General features: G+C 71.3%; 20 protein-coding genes and 2 pseudogenes. 8 read left to right on the forward strand and 14 right to left on the reverse strand.

Features of this window, described 5'->3' with window-relative positions; all coding sequences use genetic code 11:
• The first annotated feature begins 84 nt into the window (after nucleotides 1-84).
• On the forward strand, nucleotides 85-624 hold the full coding sequence (locus ABD329_RS19980; protein ID WP_198280039.1) for a DUF2231 domain-containing protein: 540 nt from the start codon (nucleotides 85-87) through the stop codon (nucleotides 622-624).
• Between the two features lie 310 nt (nucleotides 625-934).
• Here ABD329_RS19980 and ABD329_RS19985 read toward each other — a convergent pair.
• The 3 genes and pseudogenes from ABD329_RS19985 to ABD329_RS19995 all read right to left on the reverse strand — a co-directional run bounded on the left by ABD329_RS19985 (nucleotide 935) and on the right by ABD329_RS19995 (nucleotide 3361).
• Nucleotides 935-1288, reverse strand: a pseudogene (locus ABD329_RS19985) (DUF6247 family protein).
• Nucleotides 1289-1476: 188 nt separating this feature from the next.
• Nucleotides 1477-2136 carry a peptide-methionine (S)-S-oxide reductase MsrA gene (gene msrA, locus ABD329_RS19990; protein ID WP_198280038.1) on the reverse strand — a complete coding sequence of 220 codons (660 nt, stop codon included), beginning with the start codon at nucleotides 2134-2136 and terminating at the stop codon, nucleotides 1477-1479.
• A gap of 127 nt (nucleotides 2137-2263) precedes the next feature.
• Nucleotides 2264-3361, reverse strand: coding sequence for a hypothetical protein (locus tag ABD329_RS19995; protein WP_344316702.1), 1098 nt, complete (start codon nucleotides 3359-3361; stop codon nucleotides 2264-2266).
• Nucleotides 3362-3481: 120 nt separating this feature from the next.
• On the opposite strand from ABD329_RS19995, the gene ABD329_RS20000 reads away from it, so the two are divergent.
• The gene (locus ABD329_RS20000) at nucleotides 3482-4645 is read left to right on the forward strand and encodes a cystathionine gamma-synthase (protein WP_198277802.1); all 1164 of its coding nucleotides are present in this window, start codon (nucleotides 3482-3484) and stop codon (nucleotides 4643-4645) included.
• Nucleotides 4646-4691: 46 nt separating this feature from the next.
• On the opposite strand, the gene ABD329_RS20005 is transcribed toward ABD329_RS20000, so the two are convergent.
• The 3 genes from ABD329_RS20005 to ABD329_RS20015 all read right to left on the reverse strand — a co-directional run bounded on the left by ABD329_RS20005 (nucleotide 4692) and on the right by ABD329_RS20015 (nucleotide 6154).
• Complete coding sequence (locus tag ABD329_RS20005) at nucleotides 4692-4946, reverse strand: hypothetical protein (protein ID WP_198277801.1); 255 nt, start codon at nucleotides 4944-4946, stop codon at nucleotides 4692-4694.
• Nucleotides 4943-5581 carry a sigma factor-like helix-turn-helix DNA-binding protein gene (locus ABD329_RS20010; RefSeq protein WP_198277806.1) on the reverse strand — a complete coding sequence of 213 codons (639 nt, stop codon included), beginning with the start codon at nucleotides 5579-5581 and terminating at the stop codon, nucleotides 4943-4945. Before ABD329_RS20010 ends, ABD329_RS20005 begins: the two co-directional genes overlap by 4 nt.
• Before the next feature lie 72 nt (nucleotides 5582-5653).
• Nucleotides 5654-6154 (reverse strand): MarR family winged helix-turn-helix transcriptional regulator, encoded by a 501-nt coding sequence (locus tag ABD329_RS20015; protein ID WP_198277800.1) that lies wholly within the window; start codon nucleotides 6152-6154, stop codon nucleotides 5654-5656.
• Between the two features lie 239 nt (nucleotides 6155-6393).
• Between ABD329_RS20015 and ilvA the strand changes: the two genes are divergently transcribed.
• The 3 genes from ilvA to ABD329_RS20030 all read left to right on the forward strand — a co-directional run bounded on the left by ilvA (nucleotide 6394) and on the right by ABD329_RS20030 (nucleotide 9708).
• Nucleotides 6394-7758, forward strand: a complete 1365-nt coding sequence (gene ilvA, locus ABD329_RS20020; protein ID WP_214664985.1) for a threonine ammonia-lyase — start codon at nucleotides 6394-6396, stop codon at nucleotides 7756-7758.
• 190 nt (nucleotides 7759-7948) lie between these two features.
• Entirely contained in the window at nucleotides 7949-8905 is a 957-nt protein-coding gene (locus tag ABD329_RS20025) for an ATP-binding cassette domain-containing protein (RefSeq protein WP_198277799.1), read from the forward strand.
• Complete coding sequence (locus tag ABD329_RS20030; RefSeq protein WP_198277798.1) at nucleotides 8902-9708, forward strand: ABC transporter permease; 807 nt, start codon at nucleotides 8902-8904, stop codon at nucleotides 9706-9708. The genes ABD329_RS20025 and ABD329_RS20030 overlap by 4 nt, the downstream gene beginning before the upstream one ends.
• Before the next feature lie 56 nt (nucleotides 9709-9764).
• Here the strand turns inward: ABD329_RS20030 and greA are convergent, their stop codons facing one another.
• The gene (gene greA / locus ABD329_RS20035; RefSeq protein ID WP_020868807.1) at nucleotides 9765-10262 is read right to left on the reverse strand and encodes a transcription elongation factor GreA; all 498 of its coding nucleotides are present in this window, start codon (nucleotides 10260-10262) and stop codon (nucleotides 9765-9767) included.
• Nucleotides 10263-10450: 188 nt separating this feature from the next.
• Nucleotides 10451-10855: a DUF4307 domain-containing protein gene (locus ABD329_RS20040; RefSeq protein WP_198277797.1), complete on the reverse strand. Its 405-nt coding sequence runs from the start codon at nucleotides 10853-10855 to the stop codon at nucleotides 10451-10453.
• Between the two features lie 97 nt (nucleotides 10856-10952).
• Here ABD329_RS20040 and mca point away from each other — a divergent pair, with 97 nt between their 5' ends.
• A complete protein-coding gene (gene mca, locus ABD329_RS20045) occupies nucleotides 10953-11825 on the forward strand; it encodes a mycothiol conjugate amidase Mca (protein WP_198277796.1) in 873 nt (290 codons plus the stop codon).
• A gap of 7 nt (nucleotides 11826-11832) precedes the next feature.
• Nucleotides 11833-12093 (forward strand): hypothetical protein, encoded by a 261-nt coding sequence (locus ABD329_RS20050; RefSeq protein ID WP_198277804.1) that lies wholly within the window; start codon nucleotides 11833-11835, stop codon nucleotides 12091-12093.
• A 257-nt stretch (nucleotides 12094-12350) separates the two neighbouring features.
• Here ABD329_RS20050 and ABD329_RS20055 read toward each other — a convergent pair whose 3' ends face one another.
• Complete coding sequence (locus ABD329_RS20055; protein WP_198277795.1) at nucleotides 12351-15629, reverse strand: tetratricopeptide repeat protein; 3279 nt, start codon at nucleotides 15627-15629, stop codon at nucleotides 12351-12353.
• A 121-nt stretch (nucleotides 15630-15750) separates the two neighbouring features.
• On the opposite strand from ABD329_RS20055, the gene ABD329_RS20060 reads away from it, so the two are divergent.
• On the forward strand, nucleotides 15751-17787 hold the full coding sequence (locus ABD329_RS20060; RefSeq protein ID WP_198277794.1) for a thioredoxin domain-containing protein: 2037 nt from the start codon (nucleotides 15751-15753) through the stop codon (nucleotides 17785-17787).
• Between the two features lie 808 nt (nucleotides 17788-18595).
• Here ABD329_RS20060 and ABD329_RS20065 read toward each other — a convergent pair.
• The 5 genes and pseudogenes from ABD329_RS20065 to trhA form a co-directional block, all read right to left on the reverse strand.
• Nucleotides 18596-19486, reverse strand: a complete 891-nt coding sequence (locus ABD329_RS20065; RefSeq protein ID WP_198277793.1) for an MmyB family transcriptional regulator — start codon at nucleotides 19484-19486, stop codon at nucleotides 18596-18598.
• A 576-nt stretch (nucleotides 19487-20062) separates the two neighbouring features.
• Nucleotides 20063-20866: an SDR family oxidoreductase gene (locus ABD329_RS20070; RefSeq protein ID WP_344316705.1), complete on the reverse strand. Its 804-nt coding sequence runs from the start codon at nucleotides 20864-20866 to the stop codon at nucleotides 20063-20065.
• 388 nt (nucleotides 20867-21254) lie between these two features.
• A complete protein-coding gene (locus ABD329_RS20075) occupies nucleotides 21255-21893 on the reverse strand; it encodes a TetR/AcrR family transcriptional regulator (protein ID WP_198281221.1) in 639 nt (212 codons plus the stop codon).
• A gap of 52 nt (nucleotides 21894-21945) precedes the next feature.
• A pseudogene (locus tag ABD329_RS20080) lies at nucleotides 21946-22945 on the reverse strand (MFS transporter); the annotation flags it as partial.
• Between the two features lie 137 nt (nucleotides 22946-23082).
• Nucleotides 23083-23784: a PAQR family membrane homeostasis protein TrhA gene (trhA, locus tag ABD329_RS20085; RefSeq protein ID WP_246619056.1), complete on the reverse strand. Its 702-nt coding sequence runs from the start codon at nucleotides 23782-23784 to the stop codon at nucleotides 23083-23085.
• Between the last annotated feature and the right edge of the window lie 13 nt (nucleotides 23785-23797).

A 23797-nucleotide genomic window follows, 5' to 3' on the forward strand; every position in this document is an offset into this window, starting at 1 on the left:
CAGTCTGGCGCGCCTCACAGGCCGACACACGGAGCGCCCGTGCACGCGCCGACTGCTCGTGGTCACTTTCTGGAGGAACACCTGATGAGCATCACCGTTGTCAACGGCCTGCCCGCACACGTCCTGGTCGTGCACTTCGTCGTCGTGCTCGTCCCGCTGAGCGCCCTGGCCGTCGTGGTCGGCGCGATATGGCCGAGTGCCGCCCGGCGGATGGGGGTGGTGCTTCCCCTTCTGGCCCTCGTGACGCTGGCGAGTGTGCCCGTGGCCACGAACGCCGGCGAGTGGCTGGAGGAACACGTCGACAGCAACGCCCTGGTGCGCGAGCACGCCGAGCTCGGCGACGGGTTGCTCCCCTGGGCGGCGGGCCTGTTCGTGCTGGCGACGGCGGTCTGGTGGACGAACCGCGGGTCGGCGTCGGCGGAGGCGGCCCCCGAGGAGCGGACCCGGGCGGCCACGCCCCGGTCCGCTCTGATCGTCCGTGCGGCGGCAGTGGTGCTCTCCGTCGTGGTGGCCGCGGGCGCCGTGGTGGACGTGTACCGGATCGGCGACTCCGGAGCGAAGGCCGCCTGGCACGACGGCTTCTCCAAGACCGCCGATGGTGGCGGACACGGTGACAACGACTGACCTCCCAGACCCGGTTGCCACGGCTGTCGGGCGAGGAACCCCGGGCCCCACTGCCGCCGAGCGTGGTCGTGCCGAGTGCCCCAGGCGGTCGCGTGGTGCCACCAGGAAGAAGAAGTAGCCGCCTGCCGCGTCCATGCGGCGTATCCCCCCCTGTCCGCGGGCCCTTGCCGTGGTCGCTGACATCGACGCCCATGCCGGCCAGGTCGACCAGTTGCCCGGCGAGACGCTCCACTTCGGTCACCACGTGAGCGGGGATGCCGCCTGCCACGTGAGCGTGATCGGGGTCGTTACTCCCAGCGCCGGCCGACGCTCATCGAGGTGGGAGTCCGAGCGCGGCATGTGCGTCGTCCAGGATCCTGCCGATCGCGGATGCAGCGCGTCGGGCCTGGGGCGCGTCCCCCCGTCTCGGCAGCGTCCTCCCAGTGACGGAACTCTTTCGCGATCTCCGGCTGCCGCTGAATGTGCACGTAGACGGCCCACTGGGCGATGAACCGCTGGAGAGGGGCCAGGTCGGAAGCCTGCCGGGACTGGTCGGCCGCCTGATCCAGCTCCCGCGTGAAGGCGGGAAGGGCGGCGGGGCGATCTGCGCGACGGCCTGGCGAAGGGCCGTGGCAGTGGCAGGCGGCTGAGGAATGAGTGGCTGCCCAGTGGCGGAGGTGGTCATTGCTGCTCCCATGGGCGGGATTCTGATCCCTGGGAGCAGCGTATCGACTGCGAGCCCGATCGCATCGCCCGATCGAGTGAGGGCGCGCCTCCTCGGCCTGGCGGGGACAGTGTCCGAGCGGCCAGAAGACCAGCGCCCCGGGATCGGCCGCGGGTTTGGCCGCGCCGGCTGCCAGTGACCGCTGGCCGTTAGCCGTCCGCCGGGGCTACCCCGATCGGGCAGGAGACGCCCGTGCCGCCGATGCCGCAGTAGCCGTTTTTGTTGCGGTCAAGATACTGCTGGTGGTAGGGCTCGGCCGGGTAGAAGGGGCCCGCGGGGAGGATTTCGGTGGTGATCTCGCCGTAGCCGGAGCCCGTCAGGACGGACTGGTAGGCGGTGCGGGAGGACTCGGCCTCGGACTGCTGCTCGGGGGAGTGGGCGTAGATCGCCGAGCGGTACTGGGTGCCGACGTCGTTGCCCTGGCGGAAGCCCTGGGTGGGGTCGTGGGACTCCCAGAAGACCTTCAGGAGGGCGGCGTAGGAGGTGATCTTCGGGTCGAAGACGACGCGGACGGCCTCGGTGTGGCCGGTGAGGCCGCTACAGACCTCCTCGTAGGTGGGGTTCTCGGTGTGGCCGCCCTGGTAGCCGACGAGCGTGGTCCACACGCCCGGGGCCTGCCAGAACTTCCGCTCCGCGCCCCAGAAGCAGCCCAGGCCGAAGTCGGCGACGACCAGGCCCTCCGGGTACGGGCCGGTCAGGGGGTTGCCGAGGACCGTGTGGCGGTCGGGCACGGGGAAGCCCGGTTCGGGGCGGCCCTTCAGCGCCTCCTCGGCGGTGGGGAGGTGGTTCCTGTGGCGGCTGAACAGCATCTTCGGGCTCCTCGCGGGACGGGTACGGCGGCTGCCACGTTCGCGCGGCGTGCTTTGACTTCAACGGGTACGGGGGTACGGGAATTCCGGGCCTCCGGCGGTCCCTCTCACCGTCAGCGCGGCAGTGTCACCGCGGCAGCGTCGCCGGTGTGCCGCCGCTGCCCTCCCAGCCCGCCACCGCCAGCGCCCGGTACACCGTGTACTCGGCCGCCGGGTCCGCCCCGTACGACCACGGGACCGCGCCCACGTGGCCGTCCACATGGCGCAGCTGCTCCAGGGCCTCCGCGTACCGCTCCGCGCGGACCAGGAAGAAGACCAGCAGGTGGCGGACGTGCGGCAGCACCGGGTGGTCGGCGGGGGCCTGGCGGACGGCGTAGAGGGCGCCCTCCATCGCCTTGGTGATCACCTCGCTGCGGTAGAGGGTGCGCACGAGGTTGGCCTCCGGCAGGTGCTCGAAGACGCCGAAGAGGGGGAGGGCGGGCAGCAGGCTCTTCGCGGGGGCGGAGGCGGCGGCCGCGTGGGTGAAGGCGTCGGCGCGGTCCTGGGAGCCGTGCCACTTCTCGCACCAGTAGTGGAGGGCGGCCAGATGGGCGCCCATGTGGTGCGGGGCGAGCTTGGTGACCTTGGTCCACAGCTCTTCGAAGTCGGCCTGCCGATAGGCCATGCCGCGGGCCACGCCGAGTTCGATGATGTGCGGCACCGGGTCCTTTGGGGCCAGCCGGGCCGCCTCGTGGCAGACGTCCCGGGCCTCCTCCAGGATCATCCGGAAGTCCTGCGAGGACGGGTCGAGCAGCGCCTGGCGGACCAGGAACTCCGCGTGCACCTCCGCCGCGCCCGGGTCCTCGGGGGCCGCCACCCGCCAGGTGCGCAGCCACATCCCGCCCTGGCCGGGGGCCTGGGCGAGCTCGAAGGCCGCCGCCCCGGCCAGGGTCTGCACCCGCTGCCAGCGCAGCTCCGAAGTCGCGTCGGTGAGGGCGAGCAGCCGGGCGGCCGGCTGCCAGTCCTGCCGGGCCTGGACCTCCTCCAGCGCGTCGATCAGCTGCCGGTCCGGACCGGGCAGCCGTACGTCCAGCCGCTCGCGCGGCACGAAGCCGTACTCCTGCGGGTCCGAAGCGCGCATCGCGCCCTGCATGGCCCCGCGGCCCCCGCGCATCCGCCGCAGCGCCGGTACGACGATCAGCCCGCCAATCATCACGATGGCGATGAGGAAGATCAGAAGCTCCATGAGGTGTCCCCGTGTGAAGGCCCGTAACGGCTTGTGGTGCGGAACGGCTTGTGGTCCAGCCTATGCGCCCCGGCGGTCGTTGAATCCAGCACGGGCGCGTCGGGCGTTACGCTCGGGCCCATGAGCCACCAGCACCCCCAGGGGCATCCTCAGAGTTTCGAGACGCTCGCCATCCACGCGGGCCAGGAGGCGGACTCCCTCACCGGCGCCGTCGTCCCCCCGATCTACCAGGTCTCCACCTACAAGCAGGACGGCGTGGGGGGTCTGCGGGGCGGCTATGAGTACAGCCGTTCCGCCAACCCCACCCGCACCGCGCTCGAGGAGAACCTGGCGGCGCTGGAGGGCGGCCGCCGCGGCCTGGCCTTCGCCTCGGGGCTCGCCGCCGAGGACTGCCTGCTGCGCACGCTCCTGGTGCCGGGCGACCACGTCGTGATCCCGAACGACGCGTACGGCGGTACGTTCCGCCTGTTCGCGAAGGTCGTGGAGCGCTGGGGCGTGGAGTGGTCGGTGGCCGACAGCTCCGACCCGGCGGCGGTACGGGCCGCGCTCCGCCCCCGTACGAAGGTGGTCTGGGTCGAGACGCCCAGCAACCCGCTGCTCGGCATCACCGACATCGCCGCCGTCGCCGACGTCGCCCGCGAAGCGGGGGCCCGGCTGGTGGTGGACAACACCTTCGCCAGCCCCTACCTCCAGCAGCCGCTCGCGCTCGGCGCGGACGTCGTGGTGCACTCCACCACCAAGTACATGGGCGGGCACTCGGACGTCGTCGGCGGTGCGCTGATCGTCGCCGACCCCGGTCTCGGCGACGAACTCGCCTTCCACCAGAACGCGATGGGCGCGATCGCCGGGCCCTTCGACTCCTGGCTGGTGATGCGCGGCATCAAGACGCTCGCCGTCCGGATGGACCGGCACAGCGCGAACGCCACGCGGATCGCGGAGATGCTCACCGCGCACCCCAAGGTGACCCAGGTGTACTACCCGGGGCTGCCGGAGCACGCGGGGCACGAGATCGCGGCCAAGCAGATGCGGGCCTTCGGCGGCATGGTGTCGTTCCGGGTCGCGGGCGGCGAGGAGGCGGCGGTCGAGGTGTGCGACCGGGCGCGGCTGTTCACGCTGGGGGAGTCCCTCGGCGGCGTCGAGTCGCTGATCGAGCACCCGGGGCGGATGACGCACGCCTCTGCGGCGGGCTCGGCGCTCGAGGTGCCGGCCGATCTCGTACGGCTGTCGGTCGGCATCGAGTCGATCGACGATCTGCTGATGGATCTGGGCCAGGCTCTGGGCTGACGACCGGCTCCGGGGTGGCGACCGGCTCTGGTCACCACCCCCAGCGTCACCACCCCTCGAGGGGAGGGGTGGTGTCGGTGGGCGGCGGCGCGGCCCACGGTTCGACGATCGCCGCCCAGACGCCGAACGCGACGATTGCGGCGAGCAGCAGCAACCAGCCGATGGTGCGCACCACTTGGTGGCGGTGGAGCATCCGCTGCCCCCGTTCGGCGGCCCGGCCCGCCAGATCCGGCGGCAGCGCCGGGTGCGGGCCCTCCAGCATCCGGCGGACCTCGGTCTCCTTGCGGTCGGGGAAGCTCATGGGCCCGCTCCGGCTCCTGCCTCGGCTCCGGCTCCGGCTTCTGCCCCCGTCGCCTCGGTGGCCGACGGGCTGCCGCTGGACGGGGGCGTTCCGCCGGAAGATGACATTCCGGCGGAGGATGACGTTCCACCGGAGGGCGACGTTCCGGCGGAGCCTGGCGTTCCGGCGGACGGGCGCGTCCCAGTCGTGCCGCGCCGGGCCGCCGCGCTGCGCATCGCCGTGACCGCGCGGGTGCAGATCGCCCGGACCCGCTCGACCGGGAGCCCGAGCGCCGCCGCCGTCTGCTCCTCCGCGACCCCCTCGTACAGCCGCAGCACCAGCACCAGCCGCTCCTGCGGGGTGAGCCGGGCCAGGGTGCCGCCGCGCGGGCGGCGGTAGCGGTGACCCCGGTGGGCGAAGAGGGCGGCCAGCGTCCGGCGGGTGTGGTCGTACGGATCCTCGCCGCGCAGCCGGTCCCAGCGCGCGTACGTGCGCGCGAGCGCGGCGGTCAGCAGGCGCTCGGCGGCTTCGGTGTCCCCCGTCGGCTCCCCCGTGAGCAGCGCGGCCGCATGCAGCAGTCGGCCACCCGCGCCCGCGACGAATGCCTCGAATTCCCGGGCCCGGCGGCCATCCCGTGCTGCCCGCCGCTCTCGCACCACGCCCTCCGCCTCCCGTTCCTTTTAGGACACGGCAGGCACAGGCACCTGGTCAAGATGTCTGCGCCGGGGTCAGGTGGCGGGCGCCGCCTGGGGCACCGTGGTGTGCGCGGCGGAGAGGGCGACGTTGAAGCGGGTCAGGAGGTCGCAGAAGAGATCGCGCTCCTCCGCCGTCCAGTCCCCGGTCACGCGGGACATCAGATCGCGCCGTGACGAACGCACCTCCTCCAGGCGGGCCTTGCCGCGCGGGGAGAGCTGTAGCACGACCGCGCGGCCGTCCTCGGGGTGCGAGGTGCGCTTGACCATGCCGGAGTCGACCAGTGGGGCGACCTGGCGGGTCACGGTGGAGGAGTCGATGCCCATGCTCCCCGCGAGCGCCTTGACCCCCATGGGGCCTTCCTGGTCGAGCCGGTTGAGCAGCAGATACGCGGCTCGGTCCATGGAATTGCGGGCCTGGCCGACGCCGCCGAGCCGGGTCTGTTCCGCACGGCGGGCGAAGACGGCGACCTGATGCTGGAGTGCGTCCAGTACGCCGGTGTCGAGTTGAGTCGTCATGTCCGATTGGGTGGGCATGGCCTAGGGCTCACTTCATGCGGTGGTCTGTGGGTGTGGCACAGAGTACGCGGCCGGGGGCCCGCCCGTACGGGGGCTGCAAAAACATGACGGCCTCCGAGCCACAACCTGCCGTTCTGGGCCGTTCCCCGGCGCCGTGGCCCGTCGGCGGCCCCGTGTCCGGCGTCGGTCCGGGGCCATCCCCGCCGCCGGCCCGGCCCGCGGGGGTGTGTCGGGGGTGAGCTGCGAGACTGGGGACCATGGCTGCACGACACGGCGACGAGGACGGGCCCGGCTCCGGGTCCGGCCCGGCCTCGCACCTCATCCCTCCCGCCCCTGCGTCCGCCCCCGTGACCGCGTCTCCGTCCGCGTCCGCGTCCGAGGGTTCTGTATCCGGAGGTTCCGCCTCCGAGGGGTCCGGGACGACGATCACCCTCGACGACATCCGCGGCGCGCAGAAGACGCTCTCGGGCGTCTCCCGGCTCACCGCGCTGGAGGGCAGCCGCTATCTGTCCGGTCTGGTCGGCGCGCCGGTCCACTTCAAGTGCGAGAACCTCCAGCGCACCGGGTCGTTCAAGCTGCGCGGCGGCTATGTGCGGATCGCGGGGCTCGGCCCCGAGGAGCGGGCGGCCGGGGTGGTCGCGGCGAGCGCCGGGAACCATGCGCAGGGCGTCGCCCTCGCGGCCTCGCTGCTGGGGGTGCGCTCGACGGTCTTCATGCCCGAGGGCGCACCGCTGCCGAAGATCGCGGCCACCCGGGACTACGGCGCCGAGGTGCGGCTGTACGGGCAGATCGTGGACGAGACGATGCGGGCGGCGAAGGAGTACGCCGAGCGCACGGGCGCGGTCTTCATCCACCCCTTCGACCACCCGGACATCATCACCGGGCAGGGCACGGTGGGGCTGGAGATCCTGGAGCAGTGCCCCGAGGTGCGCACCGTGGTGGTGGGCATCGGCGGCGGCGGGCTGGCCGCCGGTATCGCGGTGGCGGTGAAGTCGCTGCGGCCGGATGTGCGGGTGGTGGGGGTGCAGGCGGAGGGCGCCGCGGCGTATCCGCCGTCGCTGGCGGCCGGGCGGCCGGTGACGATCGACGCTCCCGTGACGATGGCGGACGGCATCAAGGTGGGACGGCCGGGCGATGTGCCGTTCCAGATCATCGAGAACCTGGTCGACGAGGTCCGTACGGTCACCGAGGACGAGCTGTCCAGTGCGCTGCTGCTCTGTCTGGAGCGGGCGAAGCTGGTGGTGGAGCCCGCGGGTGCGAGCCCGGTGGCCGCGCTGCTGTCTGCGCCGGAGTCCTTCGAGGGGCCGGTGGTCGCGGTGCTCTCGGGCGGCAATGTCGATCCGCTGCTGATGCAGCGCATCCTGCGGCACGGCATGGCCGCGGCGGGGCGCTATCTGTCGCTGCGGCTGCGGCTCACCGACCGGCCGGGCGCGCTGGCCACGCTGCTGGGGGTGCTGTCGACGCTGGACGCCAATGTGCTCGACGTCAGCCATGTGCGCACCAACCCGCGGCTCGGGCTGAGCGAGGCCGAGGTGGAGCTGCACCTGGAGACGAAGGGGCCGGACCACTGCGAGGACGTCCGGGAGGCGCTGCGCGGCGCCGGGTACACGGTGATGGCCTGACGGCGGGGGCGGGGCCTCTCTCGCGGGCGTAGGGCCGCGGCTCGATTTCTTCATTTCGTTCGCCTCGCGCATGTCGCGATGTATCGCGTCTCGGTTACGATTGCCGTCCAGTTGCTGCCGAGCGCTGCCCATATGGGCGGACTTATGCCTTGATTGAGTGTGGAACTGACCCAACCCCGGGAGTGCCAACATGCCAGGCGCTATTCACGCCGAGGGTCTGGTGAAGACCTTCGGTGACGTAAAGGCTCTGGACGGCGTCGATCTCGACGTACCGGAAGGAACCGTGCTCGGACTGCTCGGCCCCAATGGCGCCGGCAAGACCACCGCGGTGCGCGTGCTCACCACGCTGCTGCGCCCGGACAGCGGAACGGCGGTGGTCGCGGGGGTGGATGTGCTCAAGAACCCCAACGAGGTCCGTCGCTCCATCGGGCTGTCCGGCCAGTTCGCCGCCGTGGACGAATATCTGACCGGCCGTGAGAACCTCCACATGGTCGGCCAGCTCTACCAGATGGGAGCGCGGCAGGCCAAAGCCCGCGCGAGTGAGCTGCTGGAGCGGTTCAGCCTCGCGGATGCGGCCGACCGCACCGCCAAGACGTACTCCGGCGGGATGCGCCGACGGCTGGACCTCGCCGCGGCCCTGGTGGTCAGCCCGCCCGTGATGTTCATGGACGAGCCCACCACCGGTCTGGACCCGCGCAACAGACAGGCGCTGTGGGAGGTCATCCAGGAGCTGGTGGCCGGCGGTACGACGCTGCTGCTGACCACGCAGTATCTGGAGGAGGCGGACCATCTGGCGCATGACATCTGCGTGATCGACCGTGGCCGGGTCATCGCCCGCGGCACCTCCGACCAGCTCAAGGCCCGTACGGGCGGCGAGCGCGTGGAGGTCGTGGTGCATGAGCGCGAGGACATCGCGGCCGCCGAGGAGGTGCTGCGGGTCCTGGGCAAGGGCGAGACGACCGTGCAGGAGCACACCCGTAAGGTCACCGTCCCGGTCGTGGGCGGCGCCAAGCTGCTCGCCGAGGTCATCCGCGAACTGGACACCCGTGGTGTCGAGATCGACGACATCGGGCTGCGCCGCCCGACCCTGGACGACGTATTCATCTCGCTCACCGGCCATGGCGCCGGGAAGGGGGAGGCGAAATGAGCACGATGAGCGATTCCCTGGTCATCGCCCGACGGAATCTGATCCGGATGACCAGAATTCCGGAGATGGTCCTGTTCGGGCTGGTTCAGCCGGTGATGTTCGTGATCCTCTTCACGTACGTCTTCGGCGGCTCGATGAAGATCGGCAACAGCACCGACCCGGACGTCTACAAGAACTTCCTGATGGCCGGGATCTTCGCGCAGACCGTGACCTTCGCCACCGCGGGCGCGGGGGCGGGGATCGCGGAGGACATGCACAAGGGGTTGATCGACCGGTTCCGCTCGCTGCCGATGGCCCGGGGCGCGGTGCTCACCGGCCGGACCTTCGCCGACCTGGTGCAGACGACGCTCACCCTGGTGGTGCTGGCCGTCGTCGCGCTGATCGTGGGCTGGCGCCCCGGCTTCGCGGACTCGACCAACATCGGGAAGATCCTGGGCGGCTTCGGCCTGCTGCTCCTGCTGGGATACGCCTTCACCTGGATCGGGGCGCTGATCGGCCTGTCCGTCCGCACCCCGGAGGCGGCGACCTCCGGCGGTCTGATCTGGCTGTTCCCGGTGACGTTCATCTCGAACGCCTTCGTGGACTCCAGCCAGATGACCCCGTGGCTGCGGCATATCGCCGAGTGGAACCCGTTCAGCGCCACCGTGCAGGCGTGCCGCCAGCTCTTCGGCGACCCCGGTCTGTCGCGGTCCGGCGCCTGGCCGATGCAGCACCCGGTCTGGGCGTCGCTGATCTACTCGGCCCTGATCATCGTGGTCTTCCGGACGCTGGCGGTGCGCAAGTACCGCTCGGCGGCCGCCTGAGCGGCCCGTGGTGAGGGGGAGCCCCGGCCGCATGGCCGGGGCTCCACACCGGGCGTTCAGCCCTGGTAGGGCTTGGCCTCGAGGATGCGCACCGAGGCGGTGCGGCCGTTGGGGAGCTCGTACTCCGCGTCCTGGCCGACCTTCTTGCCGTTCACACCCGAACCCAGCGGGGACTGCGGCGAGTAGGTCTCGACGTCCGCGCTCGCGTACTCACGGGAGGCGAGCAGGAACGTCAGGGTGTCGTCGGGGTCGCCGTCGAAGGCGATGGTGACCACCATGCCGGGGGCGACCACGCCCGTGTCCGCGGGTGCCTCGCCGACCTTCGCCTGCTGGAGGAGCTGCGTCAGCTGACGCACTCGGAGCTCCTGCTTGCCCTGCTCCTCCTTGGCGGCGTGGTAACCCCCGTTCTCCCGGAGGTCACCCTCCTCCCGGGCAGCCTCGATCTTCTTCGCGATCTCGACACGTGCGGGACCCGACAGGTACTCCAGCTCCGCCTTGAGCTGGTCGTACGCCTCCTGGGTCAGCCAGGTGACGTTCTCGCTGGTCTGGGTCACAGGTGCTCCTCGTCGGTACTGGGAATACAAATGAACGCCCTACTCAGAAGGGTGCGCCTTCGTCGCCGGGCGAAACCACGAGCCTAACAATTCCGGCAAGAAACGGGGAGGAGGGAACTGGGCGCAATGCGTAGGAATCGCGTCAGTGCTGGTCAGATCGGGGCACGCACCCGACACGTCCTGTTCGATTATCGAACAGGCGTGCAGTCGATCAACTCGGCGCTGGTCGCCCGGGCCGTGGTCCGTACGGTCACGACCTTGACCATGTCCTCCTGGTGCTGGCCGAAGGTGAAGTCCTTCCGGCCCACCTCGTCGTGGTACTCGTCCAGGGTACGCACCGTGCAGACGCCGGTCGCGTCCTTTTCCTTGGTGATCTCCAGCCGGACCTCGACGGCGTCGTCGGCGACCACCTTGAAACCGGTCAACCGGCCGCTGACGTCCTGACCGGCGATGTAGTCGTACCCGAACCACGCGATCAGGGCCAGCAGCCCGGCACCGAGCACGGCGCCGACGATCTTCAGCGTCCGGTCGGCACGCGCGTCCGCGGACCGGCCGTAACGCCCGTCGGGCAGCCCCTCGCGCACCGCGGCCATGGGCGTTCCTCCTGCTGGGGGAGAGATCGGAATTATTCGTCCCCGGTTTAGGTCACTATAGAAGCCGTCTCCCACGACGAATCACTGAGGATCGAACTTGACTGAGCAGCTGCGTTTGATGGCCGTGCACGCGCACCCGGATGACGAGTCGAGCAAGGGCGCGGCCACCATGGCCAAGTACGTGTCCGAGGGGGTGGACGTGCTGGTCGCCACCTGCACAGGCGGGGAGCGCGGCTCCATCCTCAACCCCAAGCTCCAGGGTGACCCCTACATCGAGGAGCACATTCACGAGGTCCGCGCCAAGGAGATGGACGAGGCGCGCCAGATCCTCGGCGTCAGGCAGGAGTGGCTGGGCTTCGTGGACTCCGGACTGCCCGAGGGCGATCCGCTGCCGCCCCTGCCCGAGGGCTGCTTCGCGCTCCAGGACGTGGAGGCCGCGGCGGAGCCCCTGGTGAAGCTGATCCGTACGTTCAAGCCGCAGGTGATCACCACCTATGACGAGAACGGCGGCTATCCGCACCCCGACCACATCATGACCCACAAGATCTCGATGGTGGCCTTCGAGGCGGCCGGTGACCCCGAGAAGTACCCGGCGGCGGGGGAGCCCTGGCAGCCGCAGAAGCTCTACTACAACCAGGGCTTCAACCGGGCGCGCACCATGGCGCTGCACGAGGCGCTGCTGGCCCGCGGGCTGGACTCGCCGTACGGGGAGTGGCTGGAGCGCTGGAAGACGTTCGGACGGCCGGAGCGCACCCTGACCACCTATGTGCCCTGCGCCGACTTCTTCGAGATCCGCGACAAGGCGCTGATCGCGCACCGTACGCAGATCGACCCCGACGGCGGCTGGTTCCGGGTGCCCATGGACATCCAGAAGGAGGTCTGGCCCACCGAGGAGTACGAGCTCGCCAAGTCGCTCGTGGACACTTCCCTCCCCGAGGACGACCTCTTCGCGGGCATCCGCAACAATTGAGTTCATGATGAGCGCCACCAGCACCCTCGCCATGACGCATCTCGTCCCGCTCGCCAAGGACCTGGACGAGAACAAGGTGACCCCGGGCGTCCTCGGTTTCATCGTCTTCGCCGTGATCGGCGCGGCGGTGTGGCTGCTGATGAAGTCCATGAACAAGCACATGAAGCGGGTGAACTTCGAGGAGGCTCCGGAGGAGCCCGGCAAGGCTGCGGCGGCCGCCTCCACCGAAGGCGCCAAGGGCGCCAAGGGCGAGGAGCGCACGGCCTGACCCCTGGGCCAGCCCAGCTCCCTGGGCCAGCCCTGACCCCTGGCCGGGCCTGACCGCGTGTCCCGCGAGCGGGACCCACGCCCGGTCACGACCCGGCCGGACCTCCCTGGCGGCCCCGGCCGGACCCCGCGGCCCGGCCCGTCTGTGCGCTCCGCGTGGCTCAGCGGATCGGCGGAGGTCGGCCACCGTTCGAAACGACCGGCCACGATGGTGTCGCAGACGAACGACGGCATCTCCGCGCACGTCCAGCGGAGCGGCTAGGCGCGAGGCCGGTCCGGCAGCACGGCCATGACCTCGCGCGAGTGGCGGCTCGGCACCATGCCGAGCTGCCATGCCTGCCACCCCGTCTCCGGCTCGACGCCGCGCTCCAGCACCAGCGCGAACGCCTCCGCGCACCCCTCCAGCCGGGAATCGCCCGCCGTGCCCTCCTCGCGCATCTCCCGCAGCAGCTCCGCCAGCTCCTCCTGGGCCACCGCCGTGCCGATGACGGAACCGCCGGCGGAGGCGAACGGCAGCAGCGTGCAGCGCAGGAACCGGGCCCAGGAGCGGCCGCGCCGGTCCCCGTACCCCGCGAACAGCACCGCCGCCTCGTCCACCAGATCCAGGGCCTGCGCCGCCTTGCCGTTTCCCGCGTCGATCACCGCCAGCTCGACACAGGACCACGCCTCGCCATGGGCCACGCCCACCCGGCGGAAGTCCTGCCGCGCGTCCTGGAGCAGCTGCCTCGCGAAGCCGCTGTTGCGCAGCGAGCCCGTCTGCGCCGCCCGCAGATCACGGGTCACCCGCGCCGAGTGATGCCGGGCACACGCCAGCCCGTACACATCCCGCATCCGGCTGAACATCGTGCGGGCCCGCTCCAGCTCGCGCACCGCCGAGTCGTGGTCGCCGCGCTCCTCCAGCGCCTGGCCCAGGTAGTACAGCGTCCATGCCTCACCCCGCGCGTCCTCGTTCTCCCGGTGGCGGGCGAGGGCCTGGCGCAGCTGGTCGACGGCCGTCGACGCCTCCCCGGCCACCAGCCGGGCGCGGGCGAGCTGGGTGAGCGCCCATGCCTCACCGCGCTGGTCATGGGTGCGGCTGTAGGTGTCCAGCGCCTCCCCCAGCTCGGTCTCGGCGCGCGGCACATCGCCCATCCGCAGACATGCCTGGCCGAGCTGGAAGTGCGCCCATGCCTGGCCGTGCAGGCTTTCGCTCTCCTGGTGCAGCTCCAGGGCCTCGCCCAACAGCTCCAGCGCCTCGGCCAGCCCGCCGCGGTCGCGCTCCACCGCCGCCAGGGCGTGCATCGTCCAGGCCCGGTCGCCGCGCAGCTCCTCGGCCCGCTGGAGCTCCAGCGCCTCGCGCAGCTTCGCCGCGGCTTCCACGAGATTGCCCTGGTGGTGCAGGGTGATGCCGAGACTGCACAGGGCACGGGCCGCGCCCGCCTGGTGCTGGGCCTCGAAATACAGGTCCACCACCGAGGAGAGCGTGGTGCGGGCCTGGTCCAGCTCGCCGAGCTGGCGGGCCGCGATACCGGTGCGCCACTGCACGGACCGCATCAGCAGGCCCTGGTCGACGGCCTGGGTGAGCTCGCTGATCTCGCCCAGCCGGTAGAGATCGCCGCGCAGCAGGCAGTAGTCGCACAGCGCGCCCAGGAGGTGGAGCACCGCGGACTGGTCCACACCCTCGGCATGGCGCAGCGCGGCGGTGATGAAGCTCGATTCGTCGTCCAGCCAGCGCAGCGCCGCGTCCAGCGAGGCGAAGCCATGGGCGGCGCCCTTGCCGAAGATGTCGGCACGGGTGGAGGTCTTGCCGTCGACCAGCCGGATCACCGAGTCCGCGAGCTCGGCATAGCTGCGGATCAGCCGCTCCTGCGCGGCGGTGCGCTGCTCCGGCTGCTCCTCGTCCAGCAGCCGGGCGTGGGCGAAGGAGCGCACCAGGTCATGGAGGCGGTAGCGGCTGCCGCGCACATGCTGGATCAGCCCGGCCCGGCCGAGCGCCTCCAGATGGCGGCCGGCCTCCTGCTCATCGGCGTCCAGCAGCGCCGCGGCCGCCGCGCCGCCCAGGCTGGCCCGCCCGGCCAGCGCCAGCCGGCGCAGCAGCCGCCTGGCGCCCTCCTGCTGGTCGGTGTAGCGCAGCCACAGGGTGCGCTCGATCGCGCCCACCGGGCCGTACGCCTCCAGGTCGGTGACCAGGGCGGCGGGGGAGCGGGGGCCGAGCGAGGAGCCCGCGATCCGCAGCGCCAGCGGCAGCCGCCCGCACAGCTCGGCGATCCGCTCCACGGACTGCCCGTCGTAGGGGCCCGCGCCGGAGGGCTCCTCGGCGGAGGCCCGCAGCAGCTCCTCGGCGCCCGGCTCGTCCAGCGGGCCCACCTCGATCCGGTGGACCCAGGCGGCGAGGTCGTCCGGCAGGCCGAGCGGGGTGCGCGAGGTGATCAGGACCAGGCCGTCGGACCGCTCGGGGATCAGCGTGCGCACCTGCTCGGCGTCGCGGGCGTCATCGAGCACGATGGTGACCGGCAGCCCGGTCAGATACTGGTGATACAGCTCGGTGAGCCGTCTGATGTGCTGGTCCTGCGAGGAGCGCTCCCGGAAGAGCAGCTGGTCACGGGGTGCGCCGAGCCGGTTCAGCAGATGCAGCAGCGCGTCGCGGGTGGGCAGCGGGGCGTGCTCGGGGCTGTCGCCGCGCAGATCGACCAGACAAGCGCCGCGGAACTCATCGCGCAGATGGTGGGCCGCCCGCACGGCCAGCATCGTCCGGCCGGAGCCCGGCGGGCCCTCCAGCAGCACCACCGTGGGCTTGGTCTCGGTGGACGCGCGGGCCTGCCGCACCCACTGCGCGATCTGGGTGATCTGCGCATGGCGCCCGGCGAACGGGCCGTCCGCCTCGGGGAGATGGGCGAAGGACTGCTCCAGCACGGTGCGCCTGCGGGCCGCCTGGCTGCGGTCCGCGCCGCGCAGCTTCGGCTGCCCGGTGGCGGAGGCGGAGCGCTTCGCCGAACCGCCGCCCTGGCGGGTGGCGGCCGTGGTCATCCGGTGCTGGTCGATGAACGGCCGGATGCCCCGCACCTCGACCGCCGTGAGCCACTGGAGCCGCAACTGCTCGGCCCCACCGGGCTGGTTGCGCAGTGCGGCCTGGCGGTGGGCGGCCGGCCAGTGGCTCGCGGTGAGCTTGACGACGGCCGCGACCGACCCGGCCACGACGGCCGTGACCCCCGCCCCCAGCGCCGTGCCCGCCGAGGTGCCGTACCCGAGATCGGCGCCGAAGGCCGCCACCGCGGCGACCGCCGCGGCCAGTGCCGGGGTGCCCAGCTGCCCGCGCGACAGCCGGGCGGACAGCGGTCTGCTGCCCGCGTCCGACTCGTCCAGCGCGCGCACATACGCCCCGTACTCCTCCGCGGCGGCGGCGGTGATCTCGCCGAGCGCGCCGCGCGCCCGGCTGAGCAGCACCCCGCCGTCGGTGCGCCCGCCCGAGCGGCGCACCTCCTCCTCCACGGCCCGCGACAGCAGTCGCTCGACTTCCGTCCGGTGGCTGTCCCGCAGCACCGCCAGTGACCCCGGCATGGTGATCCCCCTCCTGCGCAGTGCCATCAGTCTCCCGTTTCTGGCTCTTATCCGGCAGTCCTGTGGATAACTCCCCTGTGGATAACTTCGCCTGTCTCGCCGGGTGGGGGAGGATGGAGCCATGCCGAACCGTCTGGCGCACGAAACGTCCCCCTATCTGCTCCAACACGCCGAGAACCCGGTCGACTGGTGGCCGTGGTCGGACGAGGCGTTCGAGGAAGCGCGTCGCCGCGGGGTGCCCGTGCTGCTGAGCGTCGGCTATTCGAGCTGCCACTGGTGCCATGTCATGGCGCACGAGTCGTTCGAGGACAAGGCGACCGCCGATTACCTCAACGCCCACTTCGTCTCCGTGAAGGTCGACCGCGAGGAGCGGCCGGACGTCGACGCGGTGTACATGGAGGCGGTGCAGGCCGCCACCGGCCAGGGCGGCTGGCCCATGACCGTCTTCCTGACCCCCGAGGCCCAGCCCTTCTACTTCGGCACGTACTTCCCGCCCCGCCCCCGGCCCGGGATGCCGTCCTTCCGGCAGGTGCTGGAGGGGGTGAGCACAGCCTGGTCGGACCGCCGCGACGAGGTGCGGGACGTCGCCGGCCGGATCGTGGAGGACCTGTCCCAGCGCGGCGGTATCGCCCTGGGTTCGGACGCGCCGCAGCCGCCCGGCGAGGAGGATCTGCACAGTGCGCTCATGGCGCTGACCCGCGAATTCGACACCACCCGCGGCGGGTTCGGCGGTGCGCCGAAGTTCCCGCCGTCCATGGCGCTGGAGTTCCTGCTCCGCCACCACGCCCGCACCGGCTCCGAGGGTGCGCTCCAGATGGTGTCGGCCACCTGCGAGGCGATGGCCCGCGGGGGTATCTACGACCAGCTCGGCGGCGGTTTCGCCCGCTATTCCGTCGACGCCACCTGGACCGTGCCGCACTTCGAGAAGATGCTGTACGACAACGCGCTGCTGTGCCGGGTCTACGCCCATCTGTGGCGGGCCACCGGCTCGGACCTCGCGCGCCGGGTCGCCCTGGAGACGGCGGACTTCATGGTCCGCGAGCTGCGCACCCAGCAGGGCGGCTTCGCCTCCGCGCTGGACGCCGACAGCGACGACGGCACCGGCAGGCATGTCGAGGGCGCGTACTACGTGTGGACCCCCGAGCGGCTGAGCGAGGTGCTGGGGGAGGCCGACGCGGAGCTCGCCGCCGGGTATTTCGGCGTCACGCGTGAGGGCACCTTCGAGCACGGGGCCTCCGTGCTCCAGCTGCCCGACGGGGAGCGGCTGACGGACGCCACCCGCATCGCCTCCGTGCGGGAGCGGCTGCTGGCCGCCCGGGAGCTGCGGGCCCGCCCCGGCCGCGATGACAAGATCGTCGCGGCGTGGAACGGGCTGGCCATCGCGGCGCTCGCCGAGACCGGCGCCTATTTCGACCGCCCCGACCTGGTGAACGCCGCGACCGAGGCCGCCGAGCTGCTGGTCCGCATCCACATGGACCAGCGCGGGCGGCTGGCCCGCACCTCGCTCAACGGCACCGCGGGCGGCCACGCGGGCGTGCTCGAGGACTACGGGGATGTGGCCGAGGGCTTCCTCGCGCTGTCCGCCGTCACCGGGGACGGCGCGTGGGTGGAGTTCGCCGGGCTACTGCTGGACACCGTGCTGAGCCGGTTCACCGACGAGGACGGCACGCTGTTCGACACCGCCGATGACGCCGAGACGCTCATCCGCCGCCCCCAGGACCCGACGGACAACGCGGCACCGTCCGGCTGGACGGCCGCCGCCGGGGCCCTGCTGTCCTACGCCGCCATCACCGGTGGAGCGCGCCATCGGGAGGGTGCCGAGCGCGCCCTCGCCGTGGTGCGGGCCCTCGGCTCCCGGGTGCCCCGCTTCATCGGCTGGGGCCTGGCCGTGGCCGAGGCCCGGCTCGACGGGCCGCGCGAGGTGGCCGTGGTCGGCCCCGGTGACGACCCGGCGACTCGCGCCCTGCACCGCGCTGCGCTGCTCGCCACCGCCCCCGGGGCGGTCGTCGCGGTCGGCGAGCCCGGCTCCGGCGAGATCCCGCTCCTCCAGGACCGCCCCCTCCTGGAGGGCCGCCCCGCGGCCTACGTCTGCCGCGGCTTCACCTGCGACGCGCCCACGGCCGACGTCGAGGCCCTGACGGCCAAGCTGGGGGGTTGACCGGGGGCGGGACCGGATCTGCCGACGTACGGTGCGTGGTCCCGCCGCCGGGGCCGGGAGCCGCGACAGCCCGGGACCCGGGGCCGCGAGGCCGGGGCCCGGGGCCGGGGGTCGGGGCCGCGAGGTCGGGGGCCGGGGCCGCGATGGACCTGTCCGGAGCCGGGTCCCATGCCCGCGGCGGGGTCTGTCCGGAGCCTCGACGGGCCGGAGTCCGTGCCCGCGACGGGGCCTGTCCGGAGCCTCGACGGGCCGGAGCCCGGGGCCACGGTGGGGCTTGGGGGTGAGCACAGCGGTGCAGCCGTTGGCGCTAAGTCAAGATCCGCAGGTCAGGCTGGGTGTTCCGACCGCTCCTCGTCGGCAACGGAAGACGTATCCAAGCCCGCGATGGATACGGGCGCACGCCTGTGAACAGGTCAGTCGGTGCTGGTGTCCTCGGCACAGAACCGCGGCTGACGACCGATACGTCGGGCGACGGCGGCGATCTCCTCGACCGTGTAGGAACTGCGGGCGCCGGAGATCGGCATCCCGGTCGCGTCGGCGAGCGCCCAGCCTCGGGGTGAGCCTGCCGTTTCTCGTGCTCGGCCAGGGCCCGGTAGATGCTGGCGATGCTGGGGTTCTTCCCCCGGCGTTTGCCGGTCGGGATGTAGAGATCCCGGCGGATGTCCTCGACGGACTCGCGCTTCGCGCGTCGGCGCGGCACGGTGTGCGGCATGTCGTCGGTGATTACCGGTGGCCGCCCGCCGTACTCAGCCATATCCGCCCGATTTCGGCGAGTACTACGGCGATCCCGACTGGGTTTGCCGGAATATCAGCTGAGCGCTTGAATCTCGGTCGCTAGCCTCTCCTGACTAGCCGCCCACGACACCAATAGGGCTAGACCGTCCGCGGTCGCCGTGCCAGCGGGCGCGGTGTAGACATTCAGGAGCAGGCCGGGTTCGGCAGGCATCTCCATCGACTCGACGTCCAGGTCGAGCTGACCCACTACCGGATGGTGCACACGCTTGCGTCCGGACCGGTGGAGCCGAACGTCCTGAGATGCCCACCGCTGCCGAAATAGTTCACTGCGTGTTGATAGTTCATCGACTAGGGCCATCAACTCTTCGTCGTGCGGATCGCGGCCGGCTTCCATGCGTAGCTTCGCGGCCACATCGCAGGCGATTCGGTCATAGTCGACGAAGAACGTCTTTGCCGCCTCGGGATCTAGATACACGAACCGCGCGGTGTTCGCCGGCCGTCGCGTGTCGGCCAGCACCGGTGAATACAGCGCGCGGGCAGGTTGATTCATGGCCAGCACGTCATAACGGCCGTTGCAAATCCAAGCCGGCGCATCGGTGATGGCGTCGAGCACCTGCTGAAGCGCCGGACGCACCGTCGCGGCCGGTCGCCGACGGCGTGGACCGCTGGGCGTCCTGGACTGCCGCGCAAGGTGGAATAGGTGATCGCGCTCGGCCTCGTCAAGTTGCAAGGCGGAGGCCAACGCGTCGAGCACCCCGTCGGAGGCGCCGGTGAGGCTGCCGCGCTCCATACGCACGTAGTAGTCGACCGATACCCCTGCCAGCAGAGCTACCTCTTCGCGACGCAGACCTTTGACCCGGCGGTTGCCGCCGTAGGCGGGCAGCCCGGCCCGCTCGGGCGCGATCCGCGCGCGACGCGAGCTCAGGAATTCCTTGATCTCAGTGCGCAGATCGATCGTGGCCACCCCCTCACCATAGGCCCTGTCCGCGGGCGAAGGGAGGTTCTGCTGGTACCCCGACGGCTACGCACCCCCTCCGCCCGTCAGGTAGGACCCGGCCCGACTGGCGAGGAACACGGCGATACCCGCCATGTAGTCGTCGCGCCAAGCCGGCGTAGCGGGGCCGACCCCGCGATCGGGTAGTTGATCAGGTCTTCGAGCCGGGCGTGGTGTTTGCCGAGGCCGTCTGCGGGGCGACCGCGGCGCGGGGGCCGGCCGGCCATGCGGCGGCCAGCATGGACAGGGTGGTGTGGGCGTACCAGGCCCGGTGGTCGCGGGCCTGGTACGTCGTCGCGGCGGGTGGCCAGTACGTGGAACTGGTCCTGGCTCTCGATTCCCGCTGCCCGGCACCGGCCGCGGTCGTCGGTCCACGACCGCGGTAGGTAGAGCTCCGGGTCGATCAGCGCGTGACCGCGTGCTGATCGGTAGGCCGACCGCGGCAACCCCGCCACCAGCCCCGAGACGTACTCCCGCACCCGGCGCCGCCGCTCAGCCCGCCCGAACCGGCCCGCCACCCGCCCCACCAAGGCCCCGCGCCGACGCCTACGTACCTGATGCGGTCGTGGCGATGCCGCCGTCGATCGGGATGATGGTGCCCGTGAGGTAGGAGCCGGCCCGGCTAGCGAGGAACACGGCGATACCCGCCATGTCGTCGTCGCGGCCGAGCCGACGCAGAGGGGCCTTCGCCGCGATCGTGTCGCCGATGGCATCGAGCGTGGACGCCATCATCTGTGACGGGAACGGCCCCGGGGCTACCGCGTTCACCGTGACGTGCTGTGGGCCCAGTTCTCTGGCCAGCACCCTGGTGAGTTGATGGAGTGCCGCTTTGCTGCTGGCGTAAGAGTAGTTGGGCGACTCGGCGACGTGGACGGCGGCGATACTGCCGATGTTGATGATCCGCGCGGGATCATCGGCGGTGCCCGCCCTGCGAAGTGCGGGGAGCAGCGCCTGCACCAGCCAGAACGGCGACTTGAGGTTGAGGTCGATCACTGCGTCCCAGGCCTCGTTCGGGAACGTCTCCAGCGGCTCGCGCCACATCGCTCCCGCGTTGTTGACGAGGATGTCCAGCCGTTCCGAGTCGACCTTGACAAGATCAGCGAGGCGCTGACACTCGTCGTACCTGGACAGGTCGGCGGGGATTGCCTGAACGTCGCCGAATTCGGACAGCAGATGCTGTGCCTCCGCGCACGCGTCTGCCTTGCGTGAGCTGATGATGACGCGGGCGCCCGCCTGTAGAAGGCCGCGCGCTATCATCATCCCAATGCCCCTGGTGCCGCCAGTGACAAGTGCGCACTTGCCACTCAGATCGAAAAGGTCTGAGTGAGTGGTGAAATGGCTATCCGCCAATGGTCTTCGTTCCTTCTGTCGTGAAGCATGTGCTGACACGGTCGCGCGTCCGGTGCGGCTGAATTGAACTGATGGGGGGTAAAGCTGCGGTGCGTGTCCATGGAGTGTTGTCGGCGCTTTCGTTCAGGACGCCTGGGAGGGGTTCTCGGGCGGCCGCCGTGCGCGCCTCCCGTGGATCCATTACTTCTCCGCTGTGCGGCTGGGAACCGACTCAAACAGGTTGACAGGCGTTCTGGACGTCTGGGAGACCCTGGTGATCCAGGTACTGTGAGAGCCCCCTTGCCTGGTGCGCCGGCTCACGCCGCCACCATCCGAATGGGGCTGAGCCGGGCCCGCTACGGGCCCGCTACGGAGCCCATTCGGGGCCGCCCCGGCCCAGGGGGCGGTGCTACAGCGGGAGGCCCCGGGACAGCAGGTCCAGGGCGTGGTCGATGCTCTCCTCCATGGCCGCCATCGCCGCGTCCTCCGCCGTGCTCTGGTCGGCGCAGTGGAAGAGCGCTTCCTGGAGGACGCCCAGGACGGCTCCGACCACCACCCGCACCTCGAAGTCCTCCGGTGACCGGTCGCTGCGCTCGGCCAGGACCTCGGCGAGTAGGTCGCCGGTCCGGGACATGCTCTCGCTCATACGGGCGCGCAGCCCCGGTACCTGGCGGATCAGGGTGAGGCGGACCAGCATCTCCCGCCGCTCGTCACCGGCGAAGTGCCGGAACAGGTCGAGCAGGACGCGCCGCAGCGAGGCGACCGGCGGTTCGTCCAGGGGCCGCTCCCGGAGCGCGGCGAGCAGGACATCGTCGTACTCGTCGGAGAGGACGATGTCCTCCTTGGTGGGGAAGTAGCGGAAGACGGTGCTGGGGGAGACATCGGCGGCCTCCGCGATGCGGTCCACCGGGGTCGCGTCGTAGCCCTGCTCGGTGAACAGCCGGTAGGCGGCGCGCCGGATCGCCTGCCGGGTCTGGATCTTCTTGCGTTCGCGCAACCCGAGCTTGGGCCGCGCGGACGTCGTACGTGCGGAAGCCATGGATCTCATTGTCGGGCATCGGCGGTCTCCTGGGCCATGGCGCCTTGATCGGCGGGAACCGTACGGGGCAGGAGGATCGCGACAGCAGGAGTCCGGCCATCATCGGCAGCAGCCGCACCCCGGTGCCGAAGGCGTCGTTGCCGAGGACGGCCTGGAGGTACTGCGGCAGGACGAACAGCAGCCCCAGCAGTGAGAAGCCCACCAGCGTGATGGCGACGGCGTTCCACAGGAACGAGGGCCGGAACAGCAGCCCCAGGTCGAGCATCGGCCGCGCCGACTGCCGCTCGCGCAGGGTGAGCCCGGTGAGCAGGGCGACGGACGCGGCGAAGGCGGTGAGGATCAGCGGATGGGTCCAGCCCCGGGACGGGGCCTCGATGAGGCCCCGTGACGAGCGCGATGAGCCCGCCGACGCTGAGCGCGGTGCTGGTGAGGTCGATCCTGGGGGCCGCCGGGTCGCGGGTTTCGGGGAGCAGGAAGAGGCAGGCCAGGATGGCGATCGCGACGAGGGGAAGGTTGATCAGGAAGATCGATCCCCACCAGAAGTGGTCGAGGAGCCAGCCGCCGACGAGGGGGCCGAGCGGCATGCGGAGCCCCATCGCGGCGCTCAGGGCCGCGATCGCCCTGGACCGTTCGCCGGGACCGAAGAAGGTGGGCAGGACCGCCATGGACAGCGGCATGACCAGTGCGGCGCCCAGCCCCATGACCAGGCGCGCGACAACGACCGGGGCGGGGGTGGAGACCAGCGCTCCGATGAGCGCCCCGGTCAGGAAGATCAGCAGACCGGTGATGAGCATGCGGCGGCGGCCGAACCGGTCGCCGAGGAGGCCCGCCGGAAGCATCGCGGCGGCGAACACGACCGTGTAGGAGTCGACGATCCACTGCTGTTCGCCGATGTCGGCGTGGAGGGCCGAGGCCATGGTCGGCAGGGCGATGTTGAGGATCGTGGTGTCGAACCCGATCACCAGGGTGCTGGCGACGAGGGCCGCGAGGGTCCACCAGCGACGCGGGGTCCGGGCGCGGGTCCGAGAGGGGACCCAGGCGCGGGTCCGGGCGTGGACCAGGCGCGGGTCCGGGCGTGGAGCCGGGCGCGGGTCCGGGGCAGCGGACATGGCACACCTCCGAGAGTTACCGTCAAATGACAGTAACTCTCAAAAGATGTGGGCTGTCAATCAGGGGTGTCTATCGGTCGATCGGCCGCTCAGGCGTGCTGATAGGCCACCAGGGAGATGCCGACGTAGTGCACGACGAAGGCGGCCAGCGTGAAGCTGTGGAACACCTCGTGGAAGCCGAACCAGCGGGGTGAGGGGTTCGGGCGCTTGGTGCCGTAGATCACCGCGCCCACGCTGTAGAGCAGCCCGCCGACGACGATCAGTGTCATCACGGCGATGCCGCCGGTGCGCAGGAAGTCGGGCAGGAAGAAGATGGCCGCCCAGCCCAGCGCGATGTAGCACGGGGTGTACAGCCAGCGCGGGGCGCCGACCCAGAAGACCCGGAAGGCGATTCCGGCGAGCGCCCCGGCCCACACCAGCCACAGCAGCAACTGCTGTTTGCCCTGCGGCAGGAGTAGCAGCGTGAAGGGCGTATAAGTGCCCGCGATGATCAGGAAGATATTGGCGTGGTCCAGCCGCCGCAGCACCGCGGCGGTGCGCGGCCCCCAATTGCCCCGGTGGTAGAGGGCGCTGGTGCCGAACAGCGCGCATGCCGTGAGCGTGTAGATGGCGCAGGCCAGCCGTCCGCGCGGGCTGTCGGCGAGGGCTGTCAGCACCACGCCCGAGACCAGCGCCGCGGGGAACATGCCGGCGTGCAGCCAGCCGCGCAGCATCGGCTTCAGTGGGAGCGGCGGGACCGCTTGGGGCCCTGGGGGATTCTCAACGGCGGCATCGGGCGCGGCGGCAGTCATGGCGCTCATGCTA

The organism is Streptomyces javensis (assembly GCF_039525925.1).
Classification (GTDB): Bacteria; Actinomycetota; Actinomycetes; order Streptomycetales; family Streptomycetaceae; genus Streptomyces; species Streptomyces asiaticus.

Bases quoted from the DNA above. Each gene is read 5' to 3' on its own strand.
- ABD329_RS19980 (WP_198280039.1), top strand. From the start codon at position 85: ATGAGCATCACCGTTGTCAACGGCCTGCCCGCACACGTCCTGGTCGTG.
- msrA (WP_198280038.1), bottom strand. From the start codon at position 2,136: ATGCTGTTCAGCCGCCACAGGAACCACCTCCCCACCGCCGAGGAGGCG.
- ABD329_RS19995 (WP_344316702.1), bottom strand. From the start codon at position 3,361: ATGGAGCTTCTGATCTTCCTCATCGCCATCGTGATGATTGGCGGGCTG.
- ABD329_RS20000 (WP_198277802.1), top strand. From the start codon at position 3,482: ATGAGCCACCAGCACCCCCAGGGGCATCCTCAGAGTTTCGAGACGCTC.
- ABD329_RS20005 (WP_198277801.1), bottom strand. From the start codon at position 4,946: ATGAGCTTCCCCGACCGCAAGGAGACCGAGGTCCGCCGGATGCTGGAG.
- ABD329_RS20015 (WP_198277800.1), bottom strand. From the start codon at position 6,154: ATGCCCACCCAATCGGACATGACGACTCAACTCGACACCGGCGTACTG.
- ilvA (WP_214664985.1), top strand. From the start codon at position 6,394: ATGGCTGCACGACACGGCGACGAGGACGGGCCCGGCTCCGGGTCCGGC.
- ABD329_RS20025 (WP_198277799.1), top strand. From the start codon at position 7,949: ATGCCAGGCGCTATTCACGCCGAGGGTCTGGTGAAGACCTTCGGTGAC.
- ABD329_RS20030 (WP_198277798.1), top strand. From the start codon at position 8,902: ATGAGCACGATGAGCGATTCCCTGGTCATCGCCCGACGGAATCTGATC.
- ABD329_RS20040 (WP_198277797.1), bottom strand. From the start codon at position 10,855: ATGGCCGCGGTGCGCGAGGGGCTGCCCGACGGGCGTTACGGCCGGTCC.
- ABD329_RS20050 (WP_198277804.1), top strand. From the start codon at position 11,833: ATGAGCGCCACCAGCACCCTCGCCATGACGCATCTCGTCCCGCTCGCC.
- ABD329_RS20055 (WP_198277795.1), bottom strand. From the start codon at position 15,629: ATGCCGGGGTCACTGGCGGTGCTGCGGGACAGCCACCGGACGGAAGTC.
- ABD329_RS20060 (WP_198277794.1), top strand. From the start codon at position 15,751: ATGCCGAACCGTCTGGCGCACGAAACGTCCCCCTATCTGCTCCAACAC.
- ABD329_RS20075 (WP_198281221.1), bottom strand. From the start codon at position 21,893: ATGAGATCCATGGCTTCCGCACGTACGACGTCCGCGCGGCCCAAGCTC.
- trhA (WP_246619056.1), bottom strand. From the start codon at position 23,784: ATGACTGCCGCCGCGCCCGATGCCGCCGTTGAGAATCCCCCAGGGCCC.